The organism is Pseudomonas sp. 2FE (assembly GCF_005503735.1).
Taxonomy (GTDB): Bacteria; Pseudomonadota; Gammaproteobacteria; order Pseudomonadales; family Pseudomonadaceae; genus Aquipseudomonas.
The window spans coordinates 103091-125565 of the sequence record NZ_SCMO01000010.1 but is presented as its reverse complement, the minus strand read 5'-3'; the positions used below and the strand labels follow the sequence as shown (position 1 = coordinate 125565).

At 62.3% G+C, this 22475-nt stretch carries 19 protein-coding genes and 1 tRNA gene; 14 read left to right on the top strand and 6 right to left on the bottom strand.

The window, feature by feature from the left end:
* Nucleotides 1–33 precede the first annotated feature (33 nt).
* The 4 genes from atzF (at nucleotide 34) to FFS12_RS15370 (ending at nucleotide 4484) form a co-directional block, all read left to right on the top strand.
* Nucleotides 34–1839 (top strand): allophanate hydrolase, encoded by a 1806-nt coding sequence (gene atzF, locus FFS12_RS15385; RefSeq protein ID WP_137887959.1) that lies wholly within the window; start codon nucleotides 34–36, stop codon nucleotides 1837–1839.
* A gap of 127 nt (nucleotides 1840–1966) precedes the next feature.
* Nucleotides 1967–3451 carry a sensor domain-containing diguanylate cyclase gene (locus FFS12_RS15380; protein WP_137887996.1) on the top strand — a complete coding sequence of 495 codons (1485 nt, stop codon included), beginning with the start codon at nucleotides 1967–1969 and terminating at the stop codon, nucleotides 3449–3451.
* A 69-nt stretch (nucleotides 3452–3520) separates the two neighbouring features.
* A complete protein-coding gene (locus FFS12_RS15375; RefSeq protein WP_137887957.1) occupies nucleotides 3521–3760 on the top strand; it encodes a cysteine-rich CWC family protein in 240 nt (79 codons plus the stop codon).
* 31 nt (nucleotides 3761–3791) lie between these two features.
* Nucleotides 3792–4484 carry a pseudouridine synthase gene (locus tag FFS12_RS15370; protein WP_137819845.1) on the top strand — a complete coding sequence of 231 codons (693 nt, stop codon included), beginning with the start codon at nucleotides 3792–3794 and terminating at the stop codon, nucleotides 4482–4484.
* 7 nt (nucleotides 4485–4491) lie between these two features.
* On the opposite strand, the gene FFS12_RS15365 is transcribed toward FFS12_RS15370, so the two are convergent.
* Nucleotides 4492–7371, bottom strand: coding sequence for an HD domain-containing phosphohydrolase (locus tag FFS12_RS15365; RefSeq protein ID WP_137887955.1), 2880 nt, complete (start codon nucleotides 7369–7371; stop codon nucleotides 4492–4494).
* The gene (locus FFS12_RS19955) at nucleotides 7368–7532 is read right to left on the bottom strand and encodes a hypothetical protein (protein WP_171011889.1); all 165 of its coding nucleotides are present in this window, start codon (nucleotides 7530–7532) and stop codon (nucleotides 7368–7370) included. Before FFS12_RS19955 ends, FFS12_RS15365 begins: the two co-directional genes overlap by 4 nt.
* Nucleotides 7533–8003: 471 nt before the next feature.
* On the opposite strand from FFS12_RS19955, the gene FFS12_RS15360 reads away from it, so the two are divergent.
* From FFS12_RS15360 to FFS12_RS15350, 3 genes are all read left to right on the top strand, one after another.
* A complete protein-coding gene (locus tag FFS12_RS15360; protein ID WP_137887953.1) occupies nucleotides 8004–8888 on the top strand; it encodes an alpha/beta fold hydrolase in 885 nt (294 codons plus the stop codon).
* Between the two features lie 100 nt (nucleotides 8889–8988).
* Nucleotides 8989–9062: transfer RNA gene (locus FFS12_RS15355), tRNA-Gly, on the top strand.
* Between the two features lie 886 nt (nucleotides 9063–9948).
* Entirely contained in the window at nucleotides 9949–10161 is a 213-nt protein-coding gene (locus tag FFS12_RS15350) for a hypothetical protein (RefSeq protein ID WP_137887951.1), read from the top strand.
* A 163-nt stretch (nucleotides 10162–10324) separates the two neighbouring features.
* On the opposite strand, the gene FFS12_RS15345 is transcribed toward FFS12_RS15350, so the two are convergent.
* The 3 genes from FFS12_RS15345 to purU all read right to left on the bottom strand — a co-directional run bounded on the left by FFS12_RS15345 (nucleotide 10325) and on the right by purU (nucleotide 13429).
* Complete coding sequence (locus tag FFS12_RS15345) at nucleotides 10325–11806, bottom strand: helicase HerA-like domain-containing protein (protein WP_137887949.1); 1482 nt, start codon at nucleotides 11804–11806, stop codon at nucleotides 10325–10327.
* 480 nt (nucleotides 11807–12286) lie between these two features.
* Nucleotides 12287–12484, bottom strand: coding sequence for a hypothetical protein (locus tag FFS12_RS15335; protein ID WP_137887945.1), 198 nt, complete (start codon nucleotides 12482–12484; stop codon nucleotides 12287–12289).
* 93 nt (nucleotides 12485–12577) lie between these two features.
* On the bottom strand, nucleotides 12578–13429 hold the full coding sequence (gene purU, locus FFS12_RS15330) for a formyltetrahydrofolate deformylase (protein WP_137819852.1): 852 nt from the start codon (nucleotides 13427–13429) through the stop codon (nucleotides 12578–12580).
* 406 nt (nucleotides 13430–13835) lie between these two features.
* Here purU and mvaT point away from each other — a divergent pair, with 406 nt between their 5' ends.
* On the top strand, nucleotides 13836–14210 hold the full coding sequence (gene mvaT, locus FFS12_RS15325) for a histone-like nucleoid-structuring protein MvaT (protein ID WP_137887943.1): 375 nt from the start codon (nucleotides 13836–13838) through the stop codon (nucleotides 14208–14210).
* Between the two features lie 114 nt (nucleotides 14211–14324).
* Here mvaT and sbcB read toward each other — a convergent pair whose 3' ends face one another.
* Entirely contained in the window at nucleotides 14325–15755 is a 1431-nt protein-coding gene (sbcB, locus tag FFS12_RS15320; protein ID WP_137887941.1) for an exodeoxyribonuclease I, read from the bottom strand.
* Between the two features lie 199 nt (nucleotides 15756–15954).
* Between sbcB and FFS12_RS15315 the strand changes: the two genes are divergently transcribed.
* The 6 genes from FFS12_RS15315 to FFS12_RS15290 all read left to right on the top strand — a co-directional run bounded on the left by FFS12_RS15315 (nucleotide 15955) and on the right by FFS12_RS15290 (nucleotide 22467).
* Entirely contained in the window at nucleotides 15955–16722 is a 768-nt protein-coding gene (locus FFS12_RS15315; protein ID WP_137887939.1) for a hypothetical protein, read from the top strand.
* A 95-nt stretch (nucleotides 16723–16817) separates the two neighbouring features.
* Nucleotides 16818–17549 carry an RDD family protein gene (locus tag FFS12_RS15310; RefSeq protein WP_137887937.1) on the top strand — a complete coding sequence of 244 codons (732 nt, stop codon included), beginning with the start codon at nucleotides 16818–16820 and terminating at the stop codon, nucleotides 17547–17549.
* Nucleotides 17546–18526 carry a stage II sporulation protein M gene (locus tag FFS12_RS15305; protein WP_137887935.1) on the top strand — a complete coding sequence of 327 codons (981 nt, stop codon included), beginning with the start codon at nucleotides 17546–17548 and terminating at the stop codon, nucleotides 18524–18526. The genes FFS12_RS15310 and FFS12_RS15305 overlap by 4 nt, the downstream gene beginning before the upstream one ends.
* The gene (locus FFS12_RS15300; protein ID WP_137887933.1) at nucleotides 18513–20114 is read left to right on the top strand and encodes a DUF4129 domain-containing protein; all 1602 of its coding nucleotides are present in this window, start codon (nucleotides 18513–18515) and stop codon (nucleotides 20112–20114) included. The genes FFS12_RS15305 and FFS12_RS15300 overlap by 14 nt, the downstream gene beginning before the upstream one ends.
* Nucleotides 20111–21421, top strand: coding sequence for a DUF4350 domain-containing protein (locus FFS12_RS15295; protein WP_137887932.1), 1311 nt, complete (start codon nucleotides 20111–20113; stop codon nucleotides 21419–21421). The genes FFS12_RS15300 and FFS12_RS15295 overlap by 4 nt, the downstream gene beginning before the upstream one ends.
* Nucleotides 21418–22467, top strand: coding sequence for a MoxR family ATPase (locus FFS12_RS15290; RefSeq protein ID WP_137887930.1), 1050 nt, complete (start codon nucleotides 21418–21420; stop codon nucleotides 22465–22467). The genes FFS12_RS15295 and FFS12_RS15290 overlap by 4 nt, the downstream gene beginning before the upstream one ends.
* The last annotated feature ends 8 nt before the right edge of the window (nucleotides 22468–22475 follow it).

The window sequence follows — 22475 nt, the reverse complement described above, 5'->3', positions numbered from 1 at the left end:
GGTGCGCACAGCGCACCCTACAAGGAGCCGAACATGAAACACGAATTCGACCTGCGCCTGGACGCCGTCCGCGCCGCCTACAGCGAAGGCACGACCCCGCGCCAACTAATCCTGACCCTGCGTGACAAAGCCGCCGCACTGAACCCGGATTACCACCTGTTTATCCACCTGCTGAGCCGTGACGAGCTGGAGCCTTACCTGGCGGCGCTGGACGGCAAAGCGCCGGAGAGCCTGCCGCTGTTCGGCATCCCCTTCGCCATCAAGGACAATATCGACCTGGCCGGCATTCCAACCACCGCCGCCTGCCTGGCCTTCGCCTACATCCCCGAGCGCTCGGCGAGCGTGGTCGAACACTTGATCGCCCTGGGCGCCGTGCCGCTGGGCAAGACCAACCTCGATCAATTCGCCACCGGCCTGAATGGCACGCGCTCGCCCTACGGTGAGTGTCCGAACAGCGTGCTGCCGGCATATCCCTCCGGTGGCTCCAGCGCCGGCTCTGCGCTGGCCGTGGCGCTGGGCGTAGCCAGCTTTGCCCTGGGTACCGACACCGCCGGCTCCGGCCGCGTGCCGGCGGCGCTGAACAATCTGGTCGGTCTCAAGGCGACCAAGGGCCTGCTCTCTACCGCCGGCGTAGTGCCAGCCTGCCGCACACTGGACTGCGTGACTTACTTCACCGCCACCGCCCGCGAAGCCAGCCAGCTGCTGGCGCTGACCGCCAAACTCGACCCGCGTGACGAATACAGCCGCGCCAACCCGTTGTGGAACGACGCCAGCGCCTTCGGCAGCCCTCGCCCCTTCCGCTTCGGCGTCCCGCGTGCCGAGGACCTGCAATTCTTCGGCTGCACAGAAGGCCCCGCGCTCTTCGAGCAGGCCCAGCAAACCCTCAAGCACTGCGGCGGCGAAGCGGTGGAAATCGACCTCTCACCCTTCCTCGAAGCCGCCCGGCTGCTCTATGAGGGCCCCTGGGTTGCCGAACGTTACAGCGTCGCCGGCGAACTGCTTGAACAAAGCCCCGAGGCCGTGTTGCCGGTGATTCGCGCCGTGTTGGCCAAGGCACCGGCCGTCACCGGCGTGCAGACCTTCCGCGCCCAGTACCGCCTGCAAGCGCTGAAAGCCATGTGCGACAAAACCCTGCAAGGTCTCGACTGCGTGCTGACACCGACCATCGGTCGGCCGGTGACGCTGGACGAACTGCACGCCGAACCGGTGCTGCGTAACTCCGAGCTAGGTTACTACACCAACTTCATGAACCTGCTGGACTACGCCTCCGTCGCGGTGCCGAGCGGCTTCATGCGCAACGGCCTGCCCTGGGGCGTGACCTTGTTCGGCCGCGCCTGCACCGATCAATACCTGCTCAGCCTGGCCGACGCCCTGCAGCGCCAGCGCGACTTGCCGCTGCCGGGCGGGTGCAAGCTGAAACTGAGTGCACCAACCGGCGCAGCGCGCAGCGATCGGGCTCGCATCGTGGTCTGCGGCGCGCACCTGGACGGTCTGCCGTTGAACTGGCAACTCACGCAGCGCGGCGGCCGCCTCGTCGAGGTCACCCGCAGCTCGCCGGACTACCAACTGCATGCGCTGGCCGGCGGGCCGCCGCTGCGCCCGGGCATGCTACGCGTTGTCGAAGGTGGCGTGGCCATCGAGGTGGAAGTCTGGGAGTTGCCGAGCAGCGAGTTGGGCTCCTTCCTCACCGGCATCCCCGCCCCGCTCGGCCTGGGCAAGGTGCAACTGGAGGATGGCCGCTGGGAAAGCGGTTTCATCTGCGAGCCCTACGGCTTGGTCGGCGCCACCGATATCAGCCGGTTCGGCGGCTGGCATGCCTACCTGCAATCCAGGGGCTGAGGTTCACTACCCCCCTTCCATCCCCCAAGCTGTTTCAGGCCTGGCCTGAAACAGCTGCACGGGCTCGGTGACGCCAGCGCTCCGGCAGGCTAGCATGTTGCTATCACGTCAGAGTTACCCCGTTCCCATGTCGTCACGCCCGACCAAGCATGCCCAGCGTTACCTGGTGCTCGTCCTGTTGCTGTTGCTTGGCAGCGGCTTCCTCGCCACCTCCCTGGTCAGCTACTACGCCTCACTCAACTCGATCCGTAGCAGCATCGTCGAGACCGAGCTGCCGCTGACCTCCGATAACGTCTACTCGGAGATCCAGAAGGACCTGGTGCGGCCAATCCTGATCTCCTCGATGATGAGTCGCGACACCTTCGTGCGCGACTGGGTGATCGACGGCGAGCAGGATGTCGCCCAGATGACCCGCTACCTGCGCGAGGTGCAGGAGCACTACGGCGCCTTCACCAGCTTCTTCGTCTCGGACAAGAGCCATCTCTACTACCAGGCCAAAGGCGTCCTCAAAAGCGTGCGCGAAAACGAGCCGCGCGATATCTGGTACTTCCGCGTACGCGACATGCAGGAACCCTACGAGATCAATGTCGATGTCGACTTGGCCAACCAGGACAGCCTGACCTTCTTCATCAACTACAAGGTGTTCGACTACGCCGGCCGCTTCATCGGCGCCACCGGCGTCGGCCTCACCGTGGACGCGGTGGTCAAGCTGATCGACGACTACCAACAACGCTACGACCGCAGCGTGTATTTCGTCGACACCCACGGCAAGATCGTCCTCACCGGCGCCACGGGCGGCCCGCTGGGCGCCCGGGTCGGGCAGTCGCTGAGCGAGGTGCAGGGGCTGGAAGAACTGCAGGCCAAGCTGCCGCAGCCGCAGAGCGGCAACTTCAACTACCAGGAGCACGGCCGCGGCCATTTCCTCAACGTGCGCTTCATCCCCGAACTGGACTGGTATTTGTTCGTCGACAAGCACGAAGGCGGCGCCCTCGCCGGTATCCGCCAGACCCTCTACCTCAACTTGCTGATCTGTTTCGTCGTCACCGCTCTGGTGCTGACCCTGGTCAACCTGGTGCTGCGCCGCTACCAGGCGCGTATCGAGGCGCTGGCCACCACCGACAGCCTGACTGAGCTGCCCAACCGGCGCGGCTTCGACCTACTCGCCAACCAGGCGCTGCAAGAGGCCCAGCGCGAGCGCAAGCCACTGGCCATGCTGATGATTGACCTGGACAACTTCAAGGCGCTCAACGACACCTACGGCCACCTGGGCGGCGACGAAGTACTGCATGGCTTCGCCCGCAACCTGCAAGGCTGTCTGCGCCAGTCCGACATCATCTGCCGCTGGGGCGGCGAAGAATTCATCGTCCTGCTCAAGGACACCAGCAGCGCTACCGCGCAGCAACTGGCCGAGAAGATCCGCAACCTGAGCGAGCAGAGCCGCTATCCCTTCGCCGGGGTCAATCTGCAAGCCAATACCAGCATCGGCCTCACCGAACTGCACCCGGACGACTCCCTGGACAGCCTGATCGCCCGCGCCGACCGCGGCCTCTACCGCGCCAAGCAGTCGGGGCGCAATCGCGTCTGTGTGGAACCGGCCGGGGTAACGGGCTGACCGGGCGCCTCTTGCGCTCGGCGCTGCCACACCGCACCCTGAGCGCCCCCTTCATTCGCCAGCCACAGCATGAGCGCCACCCTAGACCCCACGCGCTGCCCGCTCTGCGGCCAGTCCAACCAGTGTACCCAGGCCGACCCGCGCGCCGCCCAATTGCCCTGCTGGTGCTTCTCCACGCCGATCGACCGCGCCGTGCTCGACAACCTGACGGCTGCCGTGCGCGACCTCGTCTGCCTCTGCCCCAACTGCGCCCAGGGCACAACCGCCGAACGCTCGAAGGAAGCTGTCTCGACGCTACCAATCGCGTAGCATGCGCCTCCTGTCACGACTCGCCGCCCCTATGCGCCTCGACCGATTCCTCAGCAACCTGCCGGATTTCAGCCGCCTCGACGCCCGTTTGCTGCTCGCCGCCGGGCGGGTAAAAGTGGACGGTGCCCAGGTCAGCGACGGCCGCCTGGACGTCCGCGAGTTCCAGCGCATCGAGCTGGACGAGCGCTTGCTGCAGGCCGGCAAGGCCGCGCGTTATTTCATGCTGCACAAACCTGCCGGCTACGTCAGCGCCACGGCCCATGACGAACATCCCACCGTGCTCGACCTGCTGGATGAGCCGGACAAACACGAACTGCACCTGGGCGGGCGCCTCGACCTGAACACCACCGGCCTGCTGCTGATCACCAACGATGGGCAATGGTCGCGGCGCATCACCCTACCCAAGAGCAAACTGCCGAAGGTCTATTACGTCGAGACCGAACAGCCGATCACACCCGAGTACGCCGAGGTATTCGCCCGCGGTCTGTATTTCCAGTACGAGGACCTCACCACCCTGCCCGCCGAACTGCAGATCCTCGCTACCCGCGCCGCCCGCCTGACGCTGTTTGAAGGCCGCTACCATCAGGTCAAGCGCATGTTCGGTCATTTCCAGAACAAGGTGCTGCGCCTGCACCGCGAAAGCATGGGGCCGCTGCAACTCGATCCGAGCCTGCCCCCAGGCGCATACCGCGCACTCTCAGACGCGGAGATTGCCCTGCTTTGAGAAGCGGTTAACGACCCGCTAACGAGGCGTCTAGCGCATCCAGATAGGACTGGATATCCACCGCGTCGAGCTGCTCCGGGCGAAGGAATTTTTCGCCATACTGGCGATACACGCCCGAGCTGAGAAAGAGCCGGAACAACTCCGCATCGATATGGTTCTCACGGGCCATGACGCTGAGAATCCTCACCGACTCGGAGAGGGTTTTCGCGGCCTTATAGGGGCGATCGGCGGCGGTCAGCGCCTCGAAAATATCGGCAATCGCCATCACCCGCTCGGCAATGCTCATGTCGTCCTTGGTCAGCCGCCGCGGGTAGCCGGTGCCGTCCATCTTTTCGTGGTGGTTACCGGCGATGCTCGGCACGCGCTTGAGCTGGCGCGGCAGCGGCAAGGTACTGAGCATGATGATGGTCTGCACTATGTGCTCGTTGATCTTGAACCGCTCCTCCTCGCTGAGGGTGCCGCGCCGAATGCTGAGGTTGTACAACTCGCCGTAGTTGTTGGCGTAGGTCGGCAGGTGCATGTCGAAGCCCCAGATATTGCGCGGATCCTGTGCTTCCACCGGCGGCTTGCGCTCGCCCCAGGCCTGTAGGTGATCGGGGCGGTCGGCCAACAGCTGTTCTTCCACCGGCAGCGGCTGTACCGGCAGCAACGCCAGTCGCTCGGCCTCCTCGTAAGACAAGCCAAGGCGATTGTCGAAGTGCCTGAGCCAGCTGCGCCGAGCGATCGCCTGCAGGCGCGCGGCGTCCTCGTCCTGCATGAACTCACCACCGAGGTTGGCATTGGCGACAAAGGCGAATTCGTCCTGCAAAACCTGTTGGCGGTCCGCCAGCAAGGCCTGCTCGATGGCCGGGTCGCCGCCGCTGCCGAGCGCCTTCCAGTAATCCAGCTCGGCATCGCGCCAGAGCACCTCGAAGCGCGTGCGCACCTCGTGGATGCGGTTGTACAGGGTCTCCAGCTTGGTGGCTTTGTCCACCACATATTCCGGGCTGGTGATCTTGCCGCAGTCATGCAGCCAGGCGGCGATCTGGAACTCGTAAAGCTCGGCCTCGCTCATCTGGAAGTCGGCGTAGCGGCCAGTATCGGCGGCGATCGCCTGGTTCAGCAGCATGCTGGCCAGCTGCGGAACCCGCTCGCAGTGGCCGCCGGTATATGGACTTTTGGCATCGATGGCATCGGCCAAGAGTTTGATAATGGCGTTCAGCAAACGCTGCTGAGCCTCGAACAACTGGCGGGTTTCGATGGCCACCGCGGCGGCACCGGACAGCTCCTCGACGAAGCGACGAAACGGCTGCTGCACCTCGCCGTGGGTCTCATGCTCGGCCGCCAGCTGCAACACCAGAACCCCGAGCAACTGCTGGCTGCGGTTATTCAGCGCAATCGACAGGTAATGCTGCTGGTTGTGCAGAGCCTGCGCCACTGCGGCGGCCAGTTCATCCGGGGTGCGCAGCGCCACGTGCAGTGCCTCGGGGTATTGCTCGCCCTGGTAATGCGCGGCCAGTTGCAACGCGCCGGACTCCTCATCGTGCAGGTACACCGCGCCGCCGCTAACACTGGTGGCTTCCACCAGGCGGCTGAGCACGCCGTCGAGCATGCTCTCCAACTGAGTTTCCCGGCTCAGGGTCAGGGTGATCGCCTGGAAGTTGTGAATAGTGCGCGACATCCGTCCCAACACATGGCTGAGTTCCTGCACCTCCGCGACCCGCGACTCGACCCCGACCGGCTGACTGAAATCGAACCCCGCCAAAGCGCCGAGCTGATCGGCCAGCGCGCGCAGCGGTCGACCGATGCGCTGGCCCAACAGCCAGCCGACCAGCAGCAGCAACGCGATCAGTACCGCGGCCCAGAGCGCTTGGTCGAGTAACACCTGATGCGCGCCAGCCAGCAATTCATCACTGGGCACCGCGATCAACACCTGGATGTCCTGCTCGGCAAAAGACGACAACGGCATACGGATGCCGTACCAGCCCTTGCCAGCAGCCTGGTACGGCTGCGGCTTCCGGCCTTGCGGCGGCAAACCGAACAGTTGCGTCAGGCTCGGGACATTGAGCTCGGCGAGTCGCGACAGGCGGAAGCCTTCCCCCTCAGGGACCAGCAGGCGCTGTACATCGGGATAAGCGATCACGTTGCTCTCAGCGTCCACCACGGCCATCTCGGTGCCGGGGGTCATCCGCAGGTCCTGTACTTCACCGCCCAAATCGTTGACTGAAGCATCCATGCCCAACACCGCCGCGCCGTCCAGGCTGCGCTGCGCCAGGGTCAGACCGATCTCGCGGGTGGTGAAGAACACGTAGGGCTTGGTCAGCACGGTGCTCGCGCTGCCAATGGCCAAGCTGAACCAGGGCCGGGTGCGCGGATCGTAGCGGTAGTCCGGCTTGATTTGCGTCTGCAGCAGCGTCAGCTCGCGGTTATAGAAACGCCACTCGCCGATCATCCGGCCAGCGTCACCCAGGCTGATGCTCTGCACCAGGAACACCGCACCCTCGGGCGCCTTTAGACGTTCGCGTACGTCGCGCTCGCGCAAGACACGCACCAGCAGAAACTCGCCATTGGGATAGCCGGCGTAGACCGCACTGAGCATCTTGTTAGCGTTCAAGCTCTCCACCAGCAGCGGCAGACGCTCGAGCCGCGCCGGCAAACTAGCGGCCTGGGAGATGGGGTCATAGGCCAGCAGACGGATCGAACTTTGCGCCGGGTTGATCAGCCGCTGCGCGCGCTCGTTGATGGTGCTGCCGAGCTGATTGGCGGTATCACCGGCCGCCGCCACCAGCGACCGCTCAATGCCCTGGTAACCCTGCAAGGCCAGGGCCCCGCCGAGCACCAGCATGCTGAGCATAATCGCGCCAGCGATCAGCAACTGTAGAGAAAAGCCCTGCTTGGTGGTGCTCATGGCTGGCGCCCTTGTTTGGCCAGCTCAACGCGATAACCGCTATTGAGCGATTCCTCGGCTAGCGCTGGCGGCGCCTGCGCACACAGCAGGCCGCGGCCGAGCATCAGCACTAAGCCGTATCTGAATGGGTTAACAGTCGCCAGAGAAAAATCCAGCATCATGTCGCACCCGCCTGCTAGAAACCTTCATCCGCAAATGCGCACGGCACGCCGTGACTTCCTTGCAATCCTTGGCAAGTTTAATAGGCACGGGAGAAAACGCCGGTTTTATCCACGAATGGTCATGAGAAAAGGCTTCATCACGCTTGCCAGCCCCTGGGCTTACTGCTTAAATGAAAACCGCAAGGTCAAGCTGTGACCAAAGAGTCACTGAGACCATCTAAGCGTTCCTGCGGTTGCTTGCGCTCTGCGCATATTGGATTCCTGCCTGGTTCAAAGACGCTACTCCCCGCCCTCAAAAGCGCTGGGAATTGCCGTCCTGTTCGGTCCTAACTGCTTGAAAATAAATAACTTACAAGATCCTCCAGCCTGACATTCGTTTGTCATGTCCAGGCGCTTATCTGACTGCCATACATAGCCCGGTAAACGGTCCAGCCGCTTGCCTTGTCTTACCTGCGCCAGGAGGAAAACGACATGAGGCCAGAAACCGCTGTCGTTAATGTTCACCGCCAATACAACGTTCACACCGAGTTCTACGCTAGCCCAACTGCTCGCAAGACGATCATCCTGGTCAATGGCTCGCTGGCGACCACGGCCTCATTCGCGCAGACCATCAAATACCTGCAACCGCAGTTCAACGTGGTGCTCTACGATCAGCCGTATGCCGGCCAATCAAAGCCGCACAACAGCCACAAGCAACCGATCAGCAAAGAAGATGAAGCCGAAATTCTGCTGGAGTTGATCGAGCATTTTCACGTCGATTACCTGCTGTCATTTTCCTGGGGCGGAGTCGCCTCCTTGCTCGCTCTGGCGCAGTGCCCGGCACGGATCGAGAAGGCGGTGATCAGTTCCTTCTCGCCACTGCTCAACGCGCCGATGCTGGACTACTTGGAGCAAGGCCTGCGCTATCTGCACAGCGTGGATCGCGAGAACATGGGCGCGCTGGTCAACAGCACCATCGGCAAGCACCTGCCGTCCTTGTTCAAGCGCTACAACCATCGCCATATCAGCAGCCTCGACGAGCACGAGTATCGGCAGATGCACGCCCATGTCCATCAGGTGCTGACACTCGACAGCCACTGCCACATGGACTACCTCGCCGCCATCGAGATTCCACTGCTGTTCGTCAACGGAGAGCACGACGAGTACACCACCCCAGCAGATGTGCGGTTGTTCGCCCAGCACGTAAACGATTGCCAATTCACCACCGTCAGCAACGCCGGGCACTTTCTCGACATGGAACACAAAGGTGCATGGCTACAGTCGCAACAGGCGCTGCTGGGCTTCCTGCAGGCCTCGGCAAACGGGCAACAACAACGCCGGCTACGGCTTGCCGAAACCACGGCGATTGCGGTTTGAGGGGGGTTCAAACAGACGTAACTGCACCGAGTCGCAGAAAGTTGTGCTCGGTGCGGGCTTCATTTCCCCCGCGACTTCTGGTACAAAGGCCCCCGCAAAAGCGGGCGTCGTATAATGGCATTACCTGAGCTTCCCAAGCTCATGACGAGGGTTCGATTCCCTTCGCCCGCTCCACCTCTCGCCTGAACTGCTCTGAAACGCTACTTAGAGAGCAGAGAGTGCTACCTCAAGCCTGGAAAAGCATCCGTCTTCAAGGACATCTTCCAGGTCAAAAACAGTAAATACTGCCTTAATTAATTCACTCGCTCCCAGCCGCGCCAGCGGTTTTCAGTACGCCGCCTCTTCTTAAGTAAGACCTCCCTCACCAGGCAAAAGCGCATTCACCCCGTATCGAAGATGCTGAGTCAGCACTTCTTGCATCACAGCTAAAATGCGGGCTTTGGAGAGCCGATAGGAATACCACCCCACGAAAGTCGACCACACAATACAAATGATCAGTCCTGAATGTCGTACAACACGCCATAGATGCCCCCGTGGCGATAGCTCTCAGGATCACATCGCGAACGACTTGCTGCCATTCATAATCATCACCTACAGAGTAGTGGCCGTAGACTCGTCGACAGCTCGCTAAATATGCATTCACTAACGATACGAAGGCGTCGAGACTCTCAGCCTCAGCACCGAAAAACCTGTGCAAAGGCGCGTGACGTCAGGTGGGTGCGCTGTTGGACGCTGCACAAGGCTCTGTCGAGTTTATTTTTCGCCGACTTCAAAAATGCAATGATCCAGATATAGGTCAGCGTCTACGAGATAGATTTCTTCGTTCTCTTCGCTATAATCCAGCGCGAGCAGCTACATATAGACACAAATACAATCAGCAACTACGGTTACACTTAGGTGGCTGCTTGTATTGCGCAACGAAGGTTATGGATGCACTGCCCTTCGCCTGCTCAAATAACGATAAACAGGGCACGACAACAGCCCTGCTCTTGGTAGCTAAAGCAGTTAAGCCTCATGCCTCCCACGCTGCCAATACACTTTAAGACCAACGGAAAACCACGTGACGAAAGACGAACTGCGTGCCGAACTCGAGCGCCAGGCGCAGCGTTACAAGGAAGTTTACGGCGGGGAAGTCATTACCTACGCCGCCCAGCCGGACCCTGAGCGCAAGCCCTGGCGCAAGAAAGCCAGCCTTCTCGACCAAGCCTTTGAGAAAGAGCTGCAGAAAATCGAAAAAGACCAACAAGCCAAAATCGACGAGTCAAACGACTAACGGTTAGGGCTCCTCGGAAAACCTGCACCCGCGAAGGTGGCAACCCAGCTGCCACGGCGCACCGGCGTACCGGCGTACCCGTCTTCGCGGGTATGCCGACTAGGTCAGAGCGGCCTGCTGTTCGACCAGAATCTTTCTCGACAAAGATCCTGGCCGAACGGTCTTAACGACGCTTGCCGCCCAACAGTGAGCCCATCAAGCCACGCACCAGCTGTCGACCAAGTTGGTTGGCGGCTTGGCGCACGACCGTCTTCATCATTTGCCCGGCCAGGCTGCCAAGCAGATCGTCGGCCATGCCCCCCAGCCCCCCTTCCGACGCGCTGCTTTGGCCTTGAGTGGTCGGTTCAGCAGCAGATGCCGCGCGCGCCGTCAGTAACTCGTAAGCGGACTCACGATCAATCGGCTTATCGTAGTGCCCGGCTTGTGGCGACTGCCGGATCAAGGCCGCGCGCTCGGCCTCACCGAGCGGGCCGATGCGTGACTGCGGCGGTGCGATGGCCACCCGCTGCACCATCGCCGGCGTGCCCTTCTCTTCCATGGTGCTGACCAGCGCTTCGCCAATGCCTAACTCGGTGAGTACCGTCAGCGTATCGAATGCCGGATTGGCTCGGAATCCATCGGCCACCGCACGCAAGGACTTCTGCTCTTTGGCCGTGAAGGCGCGCAAACCATGCTGAATGCGCAAACCGAGTTGCGCCAGCACATCGTCTGGCAAATCACTCGGCGATTGAGTCACGAAATAGACGCCGACGCCTTTCGAGCGGATCAGCCGGACCACTTGCTCCAAGCGCTCCTGCAACGCCTTCGGCGTGTCAGCAAAGAGCAGGTGCGCTTCGTCGAAGAACAGCGCCAACACCGGCTTATCCGCATCACCGCGCTCCGGCAGCTGCTCGAACAGTTCGGCCAGCAGCCACAACAAGAAGGTCGCGAAGACCTTCGGCGCCTCATGCACCAGCCGGCTGGCATCCAGCAAATGAATACGCCCACGGCCATCGGCATCGGGCTGGAGAATATCTTCCAACTGCAAGGCCGGCTCACCGAACAAGGCTTCGGCGCCCTGCTGCTCGAGGGTCGCCAGGCGGCGCAACAGCGCCTGACTCGAGCCGCCGGTGAACAGCGCAGCATCCTCACCGAGCAACTCGGGGTGATCTTTCAGGTGGTTGAGCAGGGCCTTCAGGTCTTTCAGATCGAGCAGCAACAAACCTTCGCGATCAGCCACCTGGAACGTGGCATACAGCGCCGCCTGCTGACTGTCGGTGAGTTCCAGCAGATTGCTCAGCAGCAGCGGGCCCATCTCGCTCAACGTAGTGCGCAGCGGATGGCCACTGCGCCCGTGGATATCCCACAGGGTCAGCGGATAAGCCTGCGGGCGGTGATTGAGCCAAGGCATCCCGGCGATACGCTCGGCCACCTTGCCCTGCGGATTGCCGACGGCGCCGAGACCACAGAGATCGCCTTTGATGTCAGCGGCGAACACCGCCACCCCGGCATCACTGAAAGCCTCAACCAGGCGCTGCAAGGTCACCGTTTTACCGGTGCCGGTGGCGCCCGCGACCAAGCCATGCCGATTGGCCAGGCGCAGCGCCTGAGCGACAGGCTGACCGCAAGGGTCGGCCCCGAGAACGAATTGGTTAGCTACGGGCATCTTGCCCTCTCTGAGTTAAAGCTTTATGGGGTCGCTGCCGACACAGGAGGCGACCCCGCTGCGTCCAGCAGGATGCTTCCGCCTTGGCGGCAAGCAGCCGATTAAGACTGGAGCCTGACCCTCCTGGACGCAAGAAAGCCATGACAAAAAGCTCGAAATTCAGCCACAAGATTCCGCTCGCCTTCTGCTCGCCGCCTCCCGGTGGGCGCTGGGGTTGCCGAGACTCCAGCCCAACTACCAGGTAACCGGATGAACAGCCACAGACGTGCACGATTGACCGCGCAAGATCGAAGGGTTCCGATCGAACGCATAGCCCAGCTCGGGATACCCGCCGCCGCACGGGACTTCGCCATGTCCACCCGCACCACCTACAAATGTTTGGCCCGCTTGTGCATCTAACGCCCAGACAAAAAAGGCGCCCAGCTCTGGACGAGTCGGGCGCCTTTTCTATGCCTGCATAAGGCTTGGTTCCGCCGAGAGCTATTCCTGCTTCGGCTTGCCGGGCGGTTGCTCGGGCACAGTTGCCGGCGACTGCGTCAACTCCACCCAAAGCTCGGCAGCGTCGGGAAACGCAGTGCCATGCTCATCACTCAACGCCTCGGGGTCGTAACGCCTGACACAGCCCTCCCCCAGCGTCGGTGGTGGGCTTGAGGTGGCGCGCTCGAGTGGACCGGTCATGCTTTAGCTTCCTCGGCCGACAGCCTGCAGGGTCGTTACCTGGTGCGATTCAGTCGGCGCTGGATCGCGGTCAAGCTATCTACCGCCGGCCATTCAGTCGAACACCACGGTCTTGTTGTCATGCACCAGCACGCGGTCTTCCAGGTGATAACGCAGGCCACGGGCCAGCACCATCTTCTCGACATCCTTACCCAGCCGAACCATTTCCTCGATGCTGTCGCGATGGCTCACACGCACCACATCCTGCTCGATGATCGGGCCGGCATCGAGTTCCTCGGTGACGTAGTGAGAAGTCGCCCCGATCAACTTCACCCCGCGCAGCGAGGCTTGGTGGTAAGGCTTGGCGCCAATGAACGACGGCAAGAAACTGTGATGGATATTGATTACCCGGTGGGCAAACTCGCGGCATAACGCGGGCGGAAGAATTTGCATATAGCGGGCCAGCACTACGGCATCGGCTTGCAGCTCCTGCACTAAACGCGACACTTCGGCGAACGCCGGCTCTTTGTTCTGCGGGTCGACCGGCACATGGTGATAAGGAATGCCATGCCACTCGACCATACTGCGCAAATCGTTATGGTTGGAGATCACACAGGGAATTTCACATTCCAACTCATCGCTATGCCAGCGGTGCAGCAAATCGGCCAGGCAGTGCGACTCACGGCTAGCCATCAACACGACGCGCTTCTTTTGTGCCGAGTCAGTGATCCGCCACTCCATAGAAAACTCGCGGGCAATTGGCGCAAAGGCCTGCCGAAACCCCTCGAGATCAAAGGGCAGGGAGTCCGCACGAATCTCGTGGCGCATAAAGAACCAGCCACTTTGATTGTCCGAATGGTGGCTCGCTTCAGTGATCCAGCCGTTGTAGGTGGCCAGAAAGTTACTGACCTTGGCGACGATACCGACGCCGTCCGGGCAGGCGATTACCAGCCGAAAAGTGCGCATGCGGGAAACTCCAGAAACTTCACAAAGGCGGCCATTCTAGCCACAGCCCAGGAAAACTTCAGTAACCCGCGCAGCTCGGGCAACGGCGGACAAGGCCGCAGACCGCGCAATCAATCCATTCGAGGTCTGCCTGAAAGCGCGCCCGATAAACGCCAAACACCCGCGACCGTGCAATATTCCATGCCCGAGACAGGGCCTTGCTCCGCATATATGTCCTCTTGAGGAAGGCCGTATTTAATTCAGGAAATGGCTCTAAGCCGACTCATCGGACTGAATACAGGTAGCAACTAGAACAGCGCGGGGATAATTTGTGCAAAACTTTTCAAACATGTTTACTTGCGGAAAGTGCCTGACTATTATTGTTAATACTTAGCCACTGCCACTCTCTCGACTCAAGGTAAAGCACATGTCACTGATCAATGAGTACCGCGCTACAGAAGAAGCCATCAAGGAACTCCAAGAGCGCCTGAAAAACCTCTCGCAAGACGACAAGCTGAAAAAAGAACTCGAGTTCGAAGGCAAACTCCGCACGCTGATGGGTGAATACCAGAAATCCCTGCGTGACATCATTGCCATGCTCGACCCGGACGCTAAAACGAGCAAATTACCGCGCGCGACCAAAGCTACCGGCAGCAAGCGCGCGCGCAAGGTCAAGCAGTACAAGAACCCGAACACTGGTGAAGTGATCGAAACCAAAGGTGGCAACCACAAGACGCTGAAAGAGTGGAAAGCCAAGTGGGGCGCCGCCGAAGTAGAAGGCTGGGCCACTCTGCTCGGCTAAGCACCGCGCTGCGCGCCTGACTCCTGCGCACAATAAAAAACGCCAGCAGCGCTGGCGTTTTTTATTGTCTGGCGATTACTTATCCAGCACTGACGAGCAGCACAAAAGCGCCAGTTATAAGCCATAGCGCTGCCGCAATTGCAGCACATACTCACGCCACTCGCCCAACACCAATTGCTGTGTAGCCGATGAGTTATCCAGTGCTTGCGTTAGCGCCACCTCGAAACTCATCAAGGTATTAGGTGCACCCCATTCCGGCGCACTCAAACGCCGCTGACAGAATTCTCGCCAGCGTTTTTGCTCAGGCTCCGACAAAGTTTCTGGAAAGTTGCGCGCCCGGTAGCGAAACAACAACTCAGGCAAACGCCCATCATCGAATGGCCAGTCTTCTCGGGCTAACCGTTGCGGCTCGGCGCAGCGCACTTGCTCGCACAGACGGCGATCGCGATCCCCCAGAAAGCCGTCATATAACTGCTGCTCGGGATCTTGGCTCGGCGCAAACTGATCGGCGTTATAGAGTGCTACCAACTTATCCTGCCAAACCGCCTGCGCCTCGCGCAGCAATGCAGCGCGGGCCTCACACTCCCCCATATCAACCTGTAACCGCTGCCGATCAGCAGCGCGCAGCACACTCAACGGCGCCAGAACCGGGCAGCGATTAACGTGCAGCAACTTCAGCGGCACCGGCAACTCACCTTCCGCCAACTGCTCCCGCCGGGTGTACAGCAGCCGCCGCAGGCTATCGGCATCCTGTTCCAGCAATGGCGCCGGATCGGCCTGTAGATCGCAAACGATCAGAGCATTGCGATTGCGCGGATGCCAGGCCAGCGGCAGTACCACCGCCAGGTAATGCCGGGCAGCAGCAAAGCGCCCGGAAATATGCACCAGCGGTTGCAGCAGGCGGATCTGCTCGAGCACCCGCTGCTTGCTGCGCAGTCGATAGAGATAATCATAGAGTTTCGGTTGCTTGGCGCGGATCAGGCGCGCCAGCCCGATGGTGGCGCGCACATCGGACAACGCATCGTGGGCCTGACCGTGGTCAATCCCGTTCGCGGCGGTCAAACGCTCCAGCTTGAGCGTGACCCGGTCGTCCTCTTGCGGCCACTCGATACCCTCCGGCCGCAACGCATAGGCGGTACGCACCACATCGAGCAGGTCCCAACGGCTATTGCCGCCCTGCCACTCACGCGCGTACGGCTCGAAGAAGTTGCGATAGAGGCTGTAACGCGTCACTTCATCGTCGAAGCGCAGGCTGTTATAGCCCGCCCCGCAGGTTCCCGGAGCGGACAGTTCGGCATGTACCCGCGTCATGAACTCGGCCTCGCCCAAGCCCTGCTCGGCGAGCCGACTGGGGGTGATCCCCGTGATCAGGCAAGCCGCCGGGTGCGGCAGGATGTCGTCGCTCGGCCGGCAATAGAGGTTGAGCGGCTCGCCGATTTCGTTCAGCGACTCATCCGTGCGAATCCCGGCAACCTGCAACGGGCGATCGCTGCGCGGGTCGATACCGGTAGTTTCGTAGTCGTACCAGAAGATGCTCGAAGTCACAGTCGATTCCTAAAACGGAGGCCTGCGGCAGTCTAGCATCCACCGTCGAGTTGGCTGCCGGGCAGGCTTTCAGCAGCGCAAAGTTTGATACCCCGCACAGCGGCAGACAGCCTTTAGTCACGCGCCTTGCCGCTAACTCGCCAGTACCGCTAGCATGGTCAAGACTGGAAGTTCACCCCCATCACAAGGACGGATCACCATGAGCGACTCCCTCGCCCCAAATCCCTATGCAGTTCCCACCAGCAACCTGCAAGAGCCAACCGTAAGCAGCCAGGTGCCGACCATCGCCGAAGCCCTAAGCCGTGGTTACGACTTCAACATCGGCGACCTGATCAGCGAAGCCTGGCAGCGCACCAAAGGCACCAAGGGCATCATCCTCGGCGGCTTTATCATCTATTACGTGGCCATCTTGGCGATCACCACAGTCCTCGGGCTGGTCTTCGGCTTCGTCGGCCTCGGCGCTGAAGAAGGCGGCGTCGCCGCCCTAGTGGTCGGTCAACTGCTGATTGGCATCATCGGCTCGGCCCTCACCTACCCCTTCCTGGCCGGTATCATGATGACCGGCATTCGCCGGGCCGCCGATCAGCCGGTGACCTTCAACGAGATGTTCAGCCACTTCGGTCTAACGCTGCCCCTGATCGTCACCGCCCTCATCATGATGGTGCTGGTGTATGTCGGCATGCTGCTTCTGGTCATTCCAGGCCTTTACCTAAGCGTGGCCTATATGCTCGCCATTCCGCTAGTGGTGGAGCGCGGCCTATCGCCCTGGCAGGCGCTGGAAGCCTCGCGCAAAGCCATCAGCCAGCACTGGTTCAAGGTTTTCGGCCTGTTCCTGCTGCTCGGCCTGATCACCGTGCTGAGCATGATCCCGCTAGGTATCGGCCTGATCTGGAGCATCCCGCTGTTCGTGATCAGCATGGGCGCGCTCTATCGCACCCTCTTCGGTGTGCTACCAGCCGCCCAATAAGCCACGCATAGGCTCCGGGCCGTTAATACGGCCCGGTTGGTTGCTTCCCCGCCTGCTGCTCGCTAGCATCGGGTTTTCCTCGACGCAGTTCGCCGATGCCTCTCACGCCCACCGCCAACTTCCACCTTGGCACGCCTACCGGCGTGACGTTGGACACCCGCTTTCAGGTGGAAACCCCGGAAGGTATCGACCTCATCCTGCGTCCCGCCGGCCTGGTGCCGCGCGCTCTGGCCTTCGCCATTGACCTGGCGATCCGCGGCCTGGTGCTGTTGCTGATGTTCGTCACCCTCGCCTTGCTGGGCCAACTCGGCATGGGGCTCGGAACCATCCTGCTGTTTCTTGTCACCTGGTGGTACATGGTGCTGTTCGAGGTGCTCAACCAGGGGCGCTCACCGGGCAAACAGTTGCTGGGCCTACGCGTCGTTCACGATGACGGCACGCCGGTCGGCTGGGCCGCTTCACTAACCCGCAACCTGCTGCGCTTCGTCGATATCCTACCGTTCGGTTACACCCTGGGCCTACTCAGTTGCCTCAATCACCCGGCCTTCAAGCGCCTGGGCGACTTGGCCGCCGGCACCCTGGTGATCTACCGCGATATGCCGCTCAAGCGCCCGCCACTCCTGACCGTCGAGCCCTTGCGCCCGCCCTTCCCGTTGAGCCTCAACGAACAGCGTGCGCTGCTGGGCTTTGCCGAGCGCCAGGCGGAACTCTCCAGCGCCCGCCGTGCCGAGTTGGCGGCGATTCTCGCCGAACCCTTGGCCGTATCCGCAGAGCAGGCTGAAACGCAGATCAACCGCATCGCCCGCGGTTTGGTGGGGCCGGCATGAAGCAGAGCCTGTTCGAAAGCCGTCATCAGGCCGATTGGCAACGCTTCGGCCAGTTACTCGATGCGCTGGAGCGCGGCAAGGCCGAGAGCAAGACCTGCCAAGGCTTCGCCGCCGATTACCGACACCTTTGCCAGCAGTTGGCATTGGCCCAGGAGCGGGGCTACAGCAGCCACCTGATCGAGCAGCTGCAACTGCTGGCCATGCGCGGCCATCAGCAGTTTTACCGGCATCGCAGCCACCTCGGTGCACAGCTGATTGGCTTCGTCCTCGGTGGTTTCCCCCGCCTGGTGCGCGCCGAATGGCGTAGCGTGCTGGTCGCCAGCCTGTTGTTCTTCGGTAGCCTGATCGGCATGGGATTGCTGGTTTACCTGTTCCCCGATCTGGTCTACAGCGTGATCGCCCCCGACCAGGTGGCCTCGATGGAGTCCATGTACGACCCCGACACCACGCGCATTGGCCGTTTCGGCGAGCGCGACTCCGGCGACGACTGGATGATGTTCGGCTTCTACATCCTGAACAACATCGGCATTTCCTTTCAGACCTTCGCCAGCGGCCTGCTGTTTGGCCTCGGCAGCCTGTTCTTCCTGCTGTTCAACGGCCTGATGATCGGTGCCGTGGCCGGTCACTTGACCGAGATCGGCTACAACCAGACCTTCTGGTCCTTCGTCATCGGCCATGGCGCCTTCGAGTTGACCGGCATCGCCTTGTCCGGTGCAGCCGGTCTCAAACTCGGTTGGGCCTTACTGGCACCGGGCCGGTTGACCCGTGCCGAAGCGCTACGGTTAGCGGCGGGGCGCAGCGTTCAGCTGGTCGCCGGGGTGATCCTGTTCCTGCTGATCGCCGCCTTTATCGAGGCGTACTGGTCATCCATGACCTACACCACGCCGCAGATCAAATACCTGGTCGGTGCCGGCCTGTGGCTGCTGGTACTGGCCTATTTCATCTGCGCCGGACGGACAGCCCATGCGCCTGACTGACGCCAGCGTGGTGATCCGCCCGCGCAGCGCCTGGGAAGCCCTGGACCTGGGTGTGCTCCTGGCACGCCGGCATGCCGGCCTGCTGATGGCCAGTTGGGCGCTGATCACCTTGCCGATCTTCGCGCTGCTCAGCCTGCTGCTATGGAACTACCCGAGCTGGGCCCTGTTCTTGTTCTGGCTGCTGAAACCGGCCTACGAACGCCTGCCGCTGCACATTCTCTCGCATGCCCTGTTTGGCGCTACGCCGACACTCAAGCAAGCGCTCAAAGCCTGGCCGCGCTTGCTCAGGCCGCAACTGCTGGCCAGCCTGACCTGGCGCCGCCTGAGCCTGACCCGCAGCTTCGATTTGCCGGTGCTACAGCTCGAAGGCCTGTCTGGCCAAGCCCGCAGCCAGCGGCTGATCGTCCTCGGCCAGCGTGATGCCGGTGCGGCAACCTGGCTGACCCTCGCCGGCATGCACCTCGAGGGCGCCCTATGGCTAGGCCTGATCACCCTGTTCTACCTGCTGTTGCCGCAGCAGATCGAACTGGACTGGAGCTGGCAGAGCCTGATCGACGCCGCCTCCGGCGAGTGGCGCTGGCTGGAGCACCTGTCCAACCTGCTCTATGCGCTGCTACTGATCATCTGGGAACCTGTCTACGTCGCCTGCGGTTTCACCCTCTACCTGAACCGCCGCACCGCCCTGGAAGCCTGGGATATCGAACTGGCCTTCCGCCGCCTGCGCCAGCGCCTCACGGGTGTGGCCTACGCCCTGCTGCTCGGCGCCGGCCTGCTATTAGTGCAAACACCCGGCCCCGCCTGGGCCGCACCGGCCAGTATTAGCCCGGCCACTATCAGTAGTTGTCCGCTGCCCAGCGAAGACCCGCTGGGGCCAAAGGCCGAACGCCTGCAGCACCAGCCACTGACCAGCAAAGCCGCGCAGGCCAGCATCGGCGCCCTGCTCGACCAGCCGCCCTTTGAGCATCGCGAAACCGTGACGCGCTGGCGCTTTACTGAAGAAAGCCAAGCGCAAGAGCCGAGCGAGGCTGACGGCGAAGGCCTGGTCAAACTGCTCAAGCACGTCCTCGACCTGCTCGGGTTCTGGAGCAGCCTGGACAAGGTCGCGCTGTTCTTCGAGGTGTTGCTCTGGGGCGCGCTCATCAGCCTGTTGGTACTGCTGGGGTGGCGCTACCGCGACTGGCTGAGCGCCTTCTCCGGCCGTTTTACCCTGCCGCAGCGGCGCCAGCGGGCCATGCCGGCCATGCTGTTTGGCCTGGAAATCGCGCCGGAAAGCCTGCCCGAGGATGTCGCCGGCGAGGCCGAACGACTCTGGGCCGAACAGCCGCGTGAAGCGCTCGGTTTGCTCTATCGCGCGTTACTCAGTCGCCTGCTGCACGACTTCCGCCTGCCGCTGAAGGGCTCGCACACCGAAGGCGAAGTCCAGCAACTGGTGCAGAGCCTGGAGCAGGCCGACCTCAGTCGCTTCACCCAGGTGCTGACACGCCACTGGCAGAACCTCGCCTACGGCCACCAACTGCCGCCGGAAAACCTCAAGCGCGGCCTCTGTGAAGGTTGGCGCCGGCTGTTTCATCCGGGTGCCCACGCATGAGCCGGCGCACCTCTTTCTACCTTGGCGCCGGCCTGTTCCTGGCTCTAGGTCTGCTGGGCATCTATCTGCTCAGTCGCCTGTCGCCCTACCAAACCACCATCGAACACGGGCCCGCGCCGGAAGTCGCCGCCAATCCCTATCTGGCCGCCGAGCACTTTCTCCACAGCCGCGGCCTGAGCGTGCAACGGGCCGACGGCCTGGAGGTATTGCCCTCTTTGCCGAGCCAGGGGCAGACCCTACTGCTGCTCGGTGACCGTAAGCATATGACTCCGCGGCAAGCCGAACGCGTACTGACGTGGGCCGCCAAAGGCGGTCACCTGCTGTTCGTCGCCGAACGCGTGTGGGACAAAGACTCGGGTAAGAGTGGCGACCTGCTGCTCGATCGCCTGGAAATCCAGCAATACCTGACAGAAGACCTCGACGACGAAAACGCAGAGGATGAAGAAGATGGCGAGGCTAACGCAGACAGTGCCCAAGCGCCGGCAGAGCAAAACGCTACGAGTGAAGAGGACAGCGCAGCCTCGGCCCCCAGCAACGAGCAAGCGCCTGATGCAGAAGAGTCGAGCCCAGCAGCCGAGCAGAGCGCCGATGAAGACCGCTACCCGGAGCTGACCAAGCTGTACCTGGAGAACGAGAACGCCCCGGCGTACATCAGCTTCGATACCGACTTCCACCTCTACGATGCCAAGAACCAGGCCCAGGCCTGGGCCAACAGCAGCGACTCCACCCACATGCTGCAGCTCAACCACGGCGACGGGTTGATCACCGTACTGTCGGACAACTGGATCTGGCAGAACCGCGACATTGGCAACTACGACAACGCCTGGCTGCTCTGGTATCTGACCCAAGACAGCGCCGTCACCTTGCTCTACCGCGCCGAACGCGACGACCTGGCCAGCCTGCTACTGCGCAACTTCCCCGAAGCGCTGGTGGCGCTGGCACTGCTCATCGCCCTGGCGCTCTGGGCGGTCGGCCTACGCCAAGGGCCGCTGCAAGCCCCGGCCAGCCGCGCACGCCGGCAGTTGCAAGAGCACCTGCGCGGCAGTGCCGATTTCCTCCGCCGTTGCAGCGGCCAGCACAGCCTGCTGCACGCGCTGCAACGCGACATCCTGCGGCAGGCACGCCGCCATCACCCCGGTTTCGAACGCCTCGATGTCGCGGCGCAGTGGCAGACTCTCGGGCGCCTGACCCGCCTGCCACCCAGCGCCATCAGCCTAGCCATGCGCCCGCTGCCCCCGCAGCGCCTTTCCGCCGCCGACTTCACCCGCCAGGTCGCCCACCTGCAAACCCTTAGGAATGCCCTATGAGCGAACAGACGCCCGAACAGCCAATAACCGAAACCACTGCAAGCGCGGCGGCCAGCCCAGCCGCTGCCCCCACCGCCAACCCGGCAGTGCAACGGCAACGCGCCAGCCAGCTGGCCCAGGCCCTGCGCCATGAACTGCAAAAGGCCGTGATCGGCCAGAGTGCGGTGATCGACGACGTGCTGACTGCCCTGATCGCCGGCGGCCACGTGCTGGTCGAGGGCGTGCCCGGGCTCGGCAAAACCCTGCTGGTACGCGCCCTCGCGCGCTGCTTCGGCGGCGAGTTCTCACGTATCCAGTTCACCCCGGATCTGATGCCCAGCGACGTCACCGGCCATGCCGTGTACGACCTGCAGTCCGAGCAGTTCAAGCTGCGCAAGGGCCCGGTGTTCACCAACCTGCTGCTGGCCGATGAAATCAACCGTGCCCCGGCAAAGACCCAGGCGGCGCTACTGGAAGTCATGCAGGAGCGCCAGGTGACCCTGGAGGGTCGCCCGCTGCCGGTGCCGCAACCCTTCATGGTGCTGGCCACGCAGAACCCCATCGAGCAGGAGGGCACCTATCCACTGCCGGAAGCCGAGCTCGACCGTTTCATGCTCAAGCTGCGCATGGACTACCCGTCGGTCGATGAGGAACTGAGCATGGTTCGCCAGGTGAGCCGCTCATCCAAGGCCGACATGCTGGAGGTCACGGCGCTCCGCACCCTGCTGCAAGCCAAGGATGTGCAGGCCCTGCAGAGGATCGCCAGCGAGCTGCCGCTGGACGAGCAGGTGCTCGACTATGCCGTCCGTCTGGCCCGCGCTACCCGTAGCTGGCCGGGCCTGGCCATCGGCGCCGGGCCGCGCGCCTCGATCGCCCTGGTGCGCGGCGGCCGCGCGCGGGCGCTGTTGCGCGGTGGCGACTTCGTGCTCCCGGACGATATCAAGGGCTGCGCCCTGGCCGTGTTGCGCCACCGCGTGCGGCTATCGCCGGAACTGGATATCGAAGGACTGTCGGTCGATCAGGTGCTCCAGCAGTTGCTCGAGCAGGTCGCGGCGCCACGCCTATGAAGCGCCCC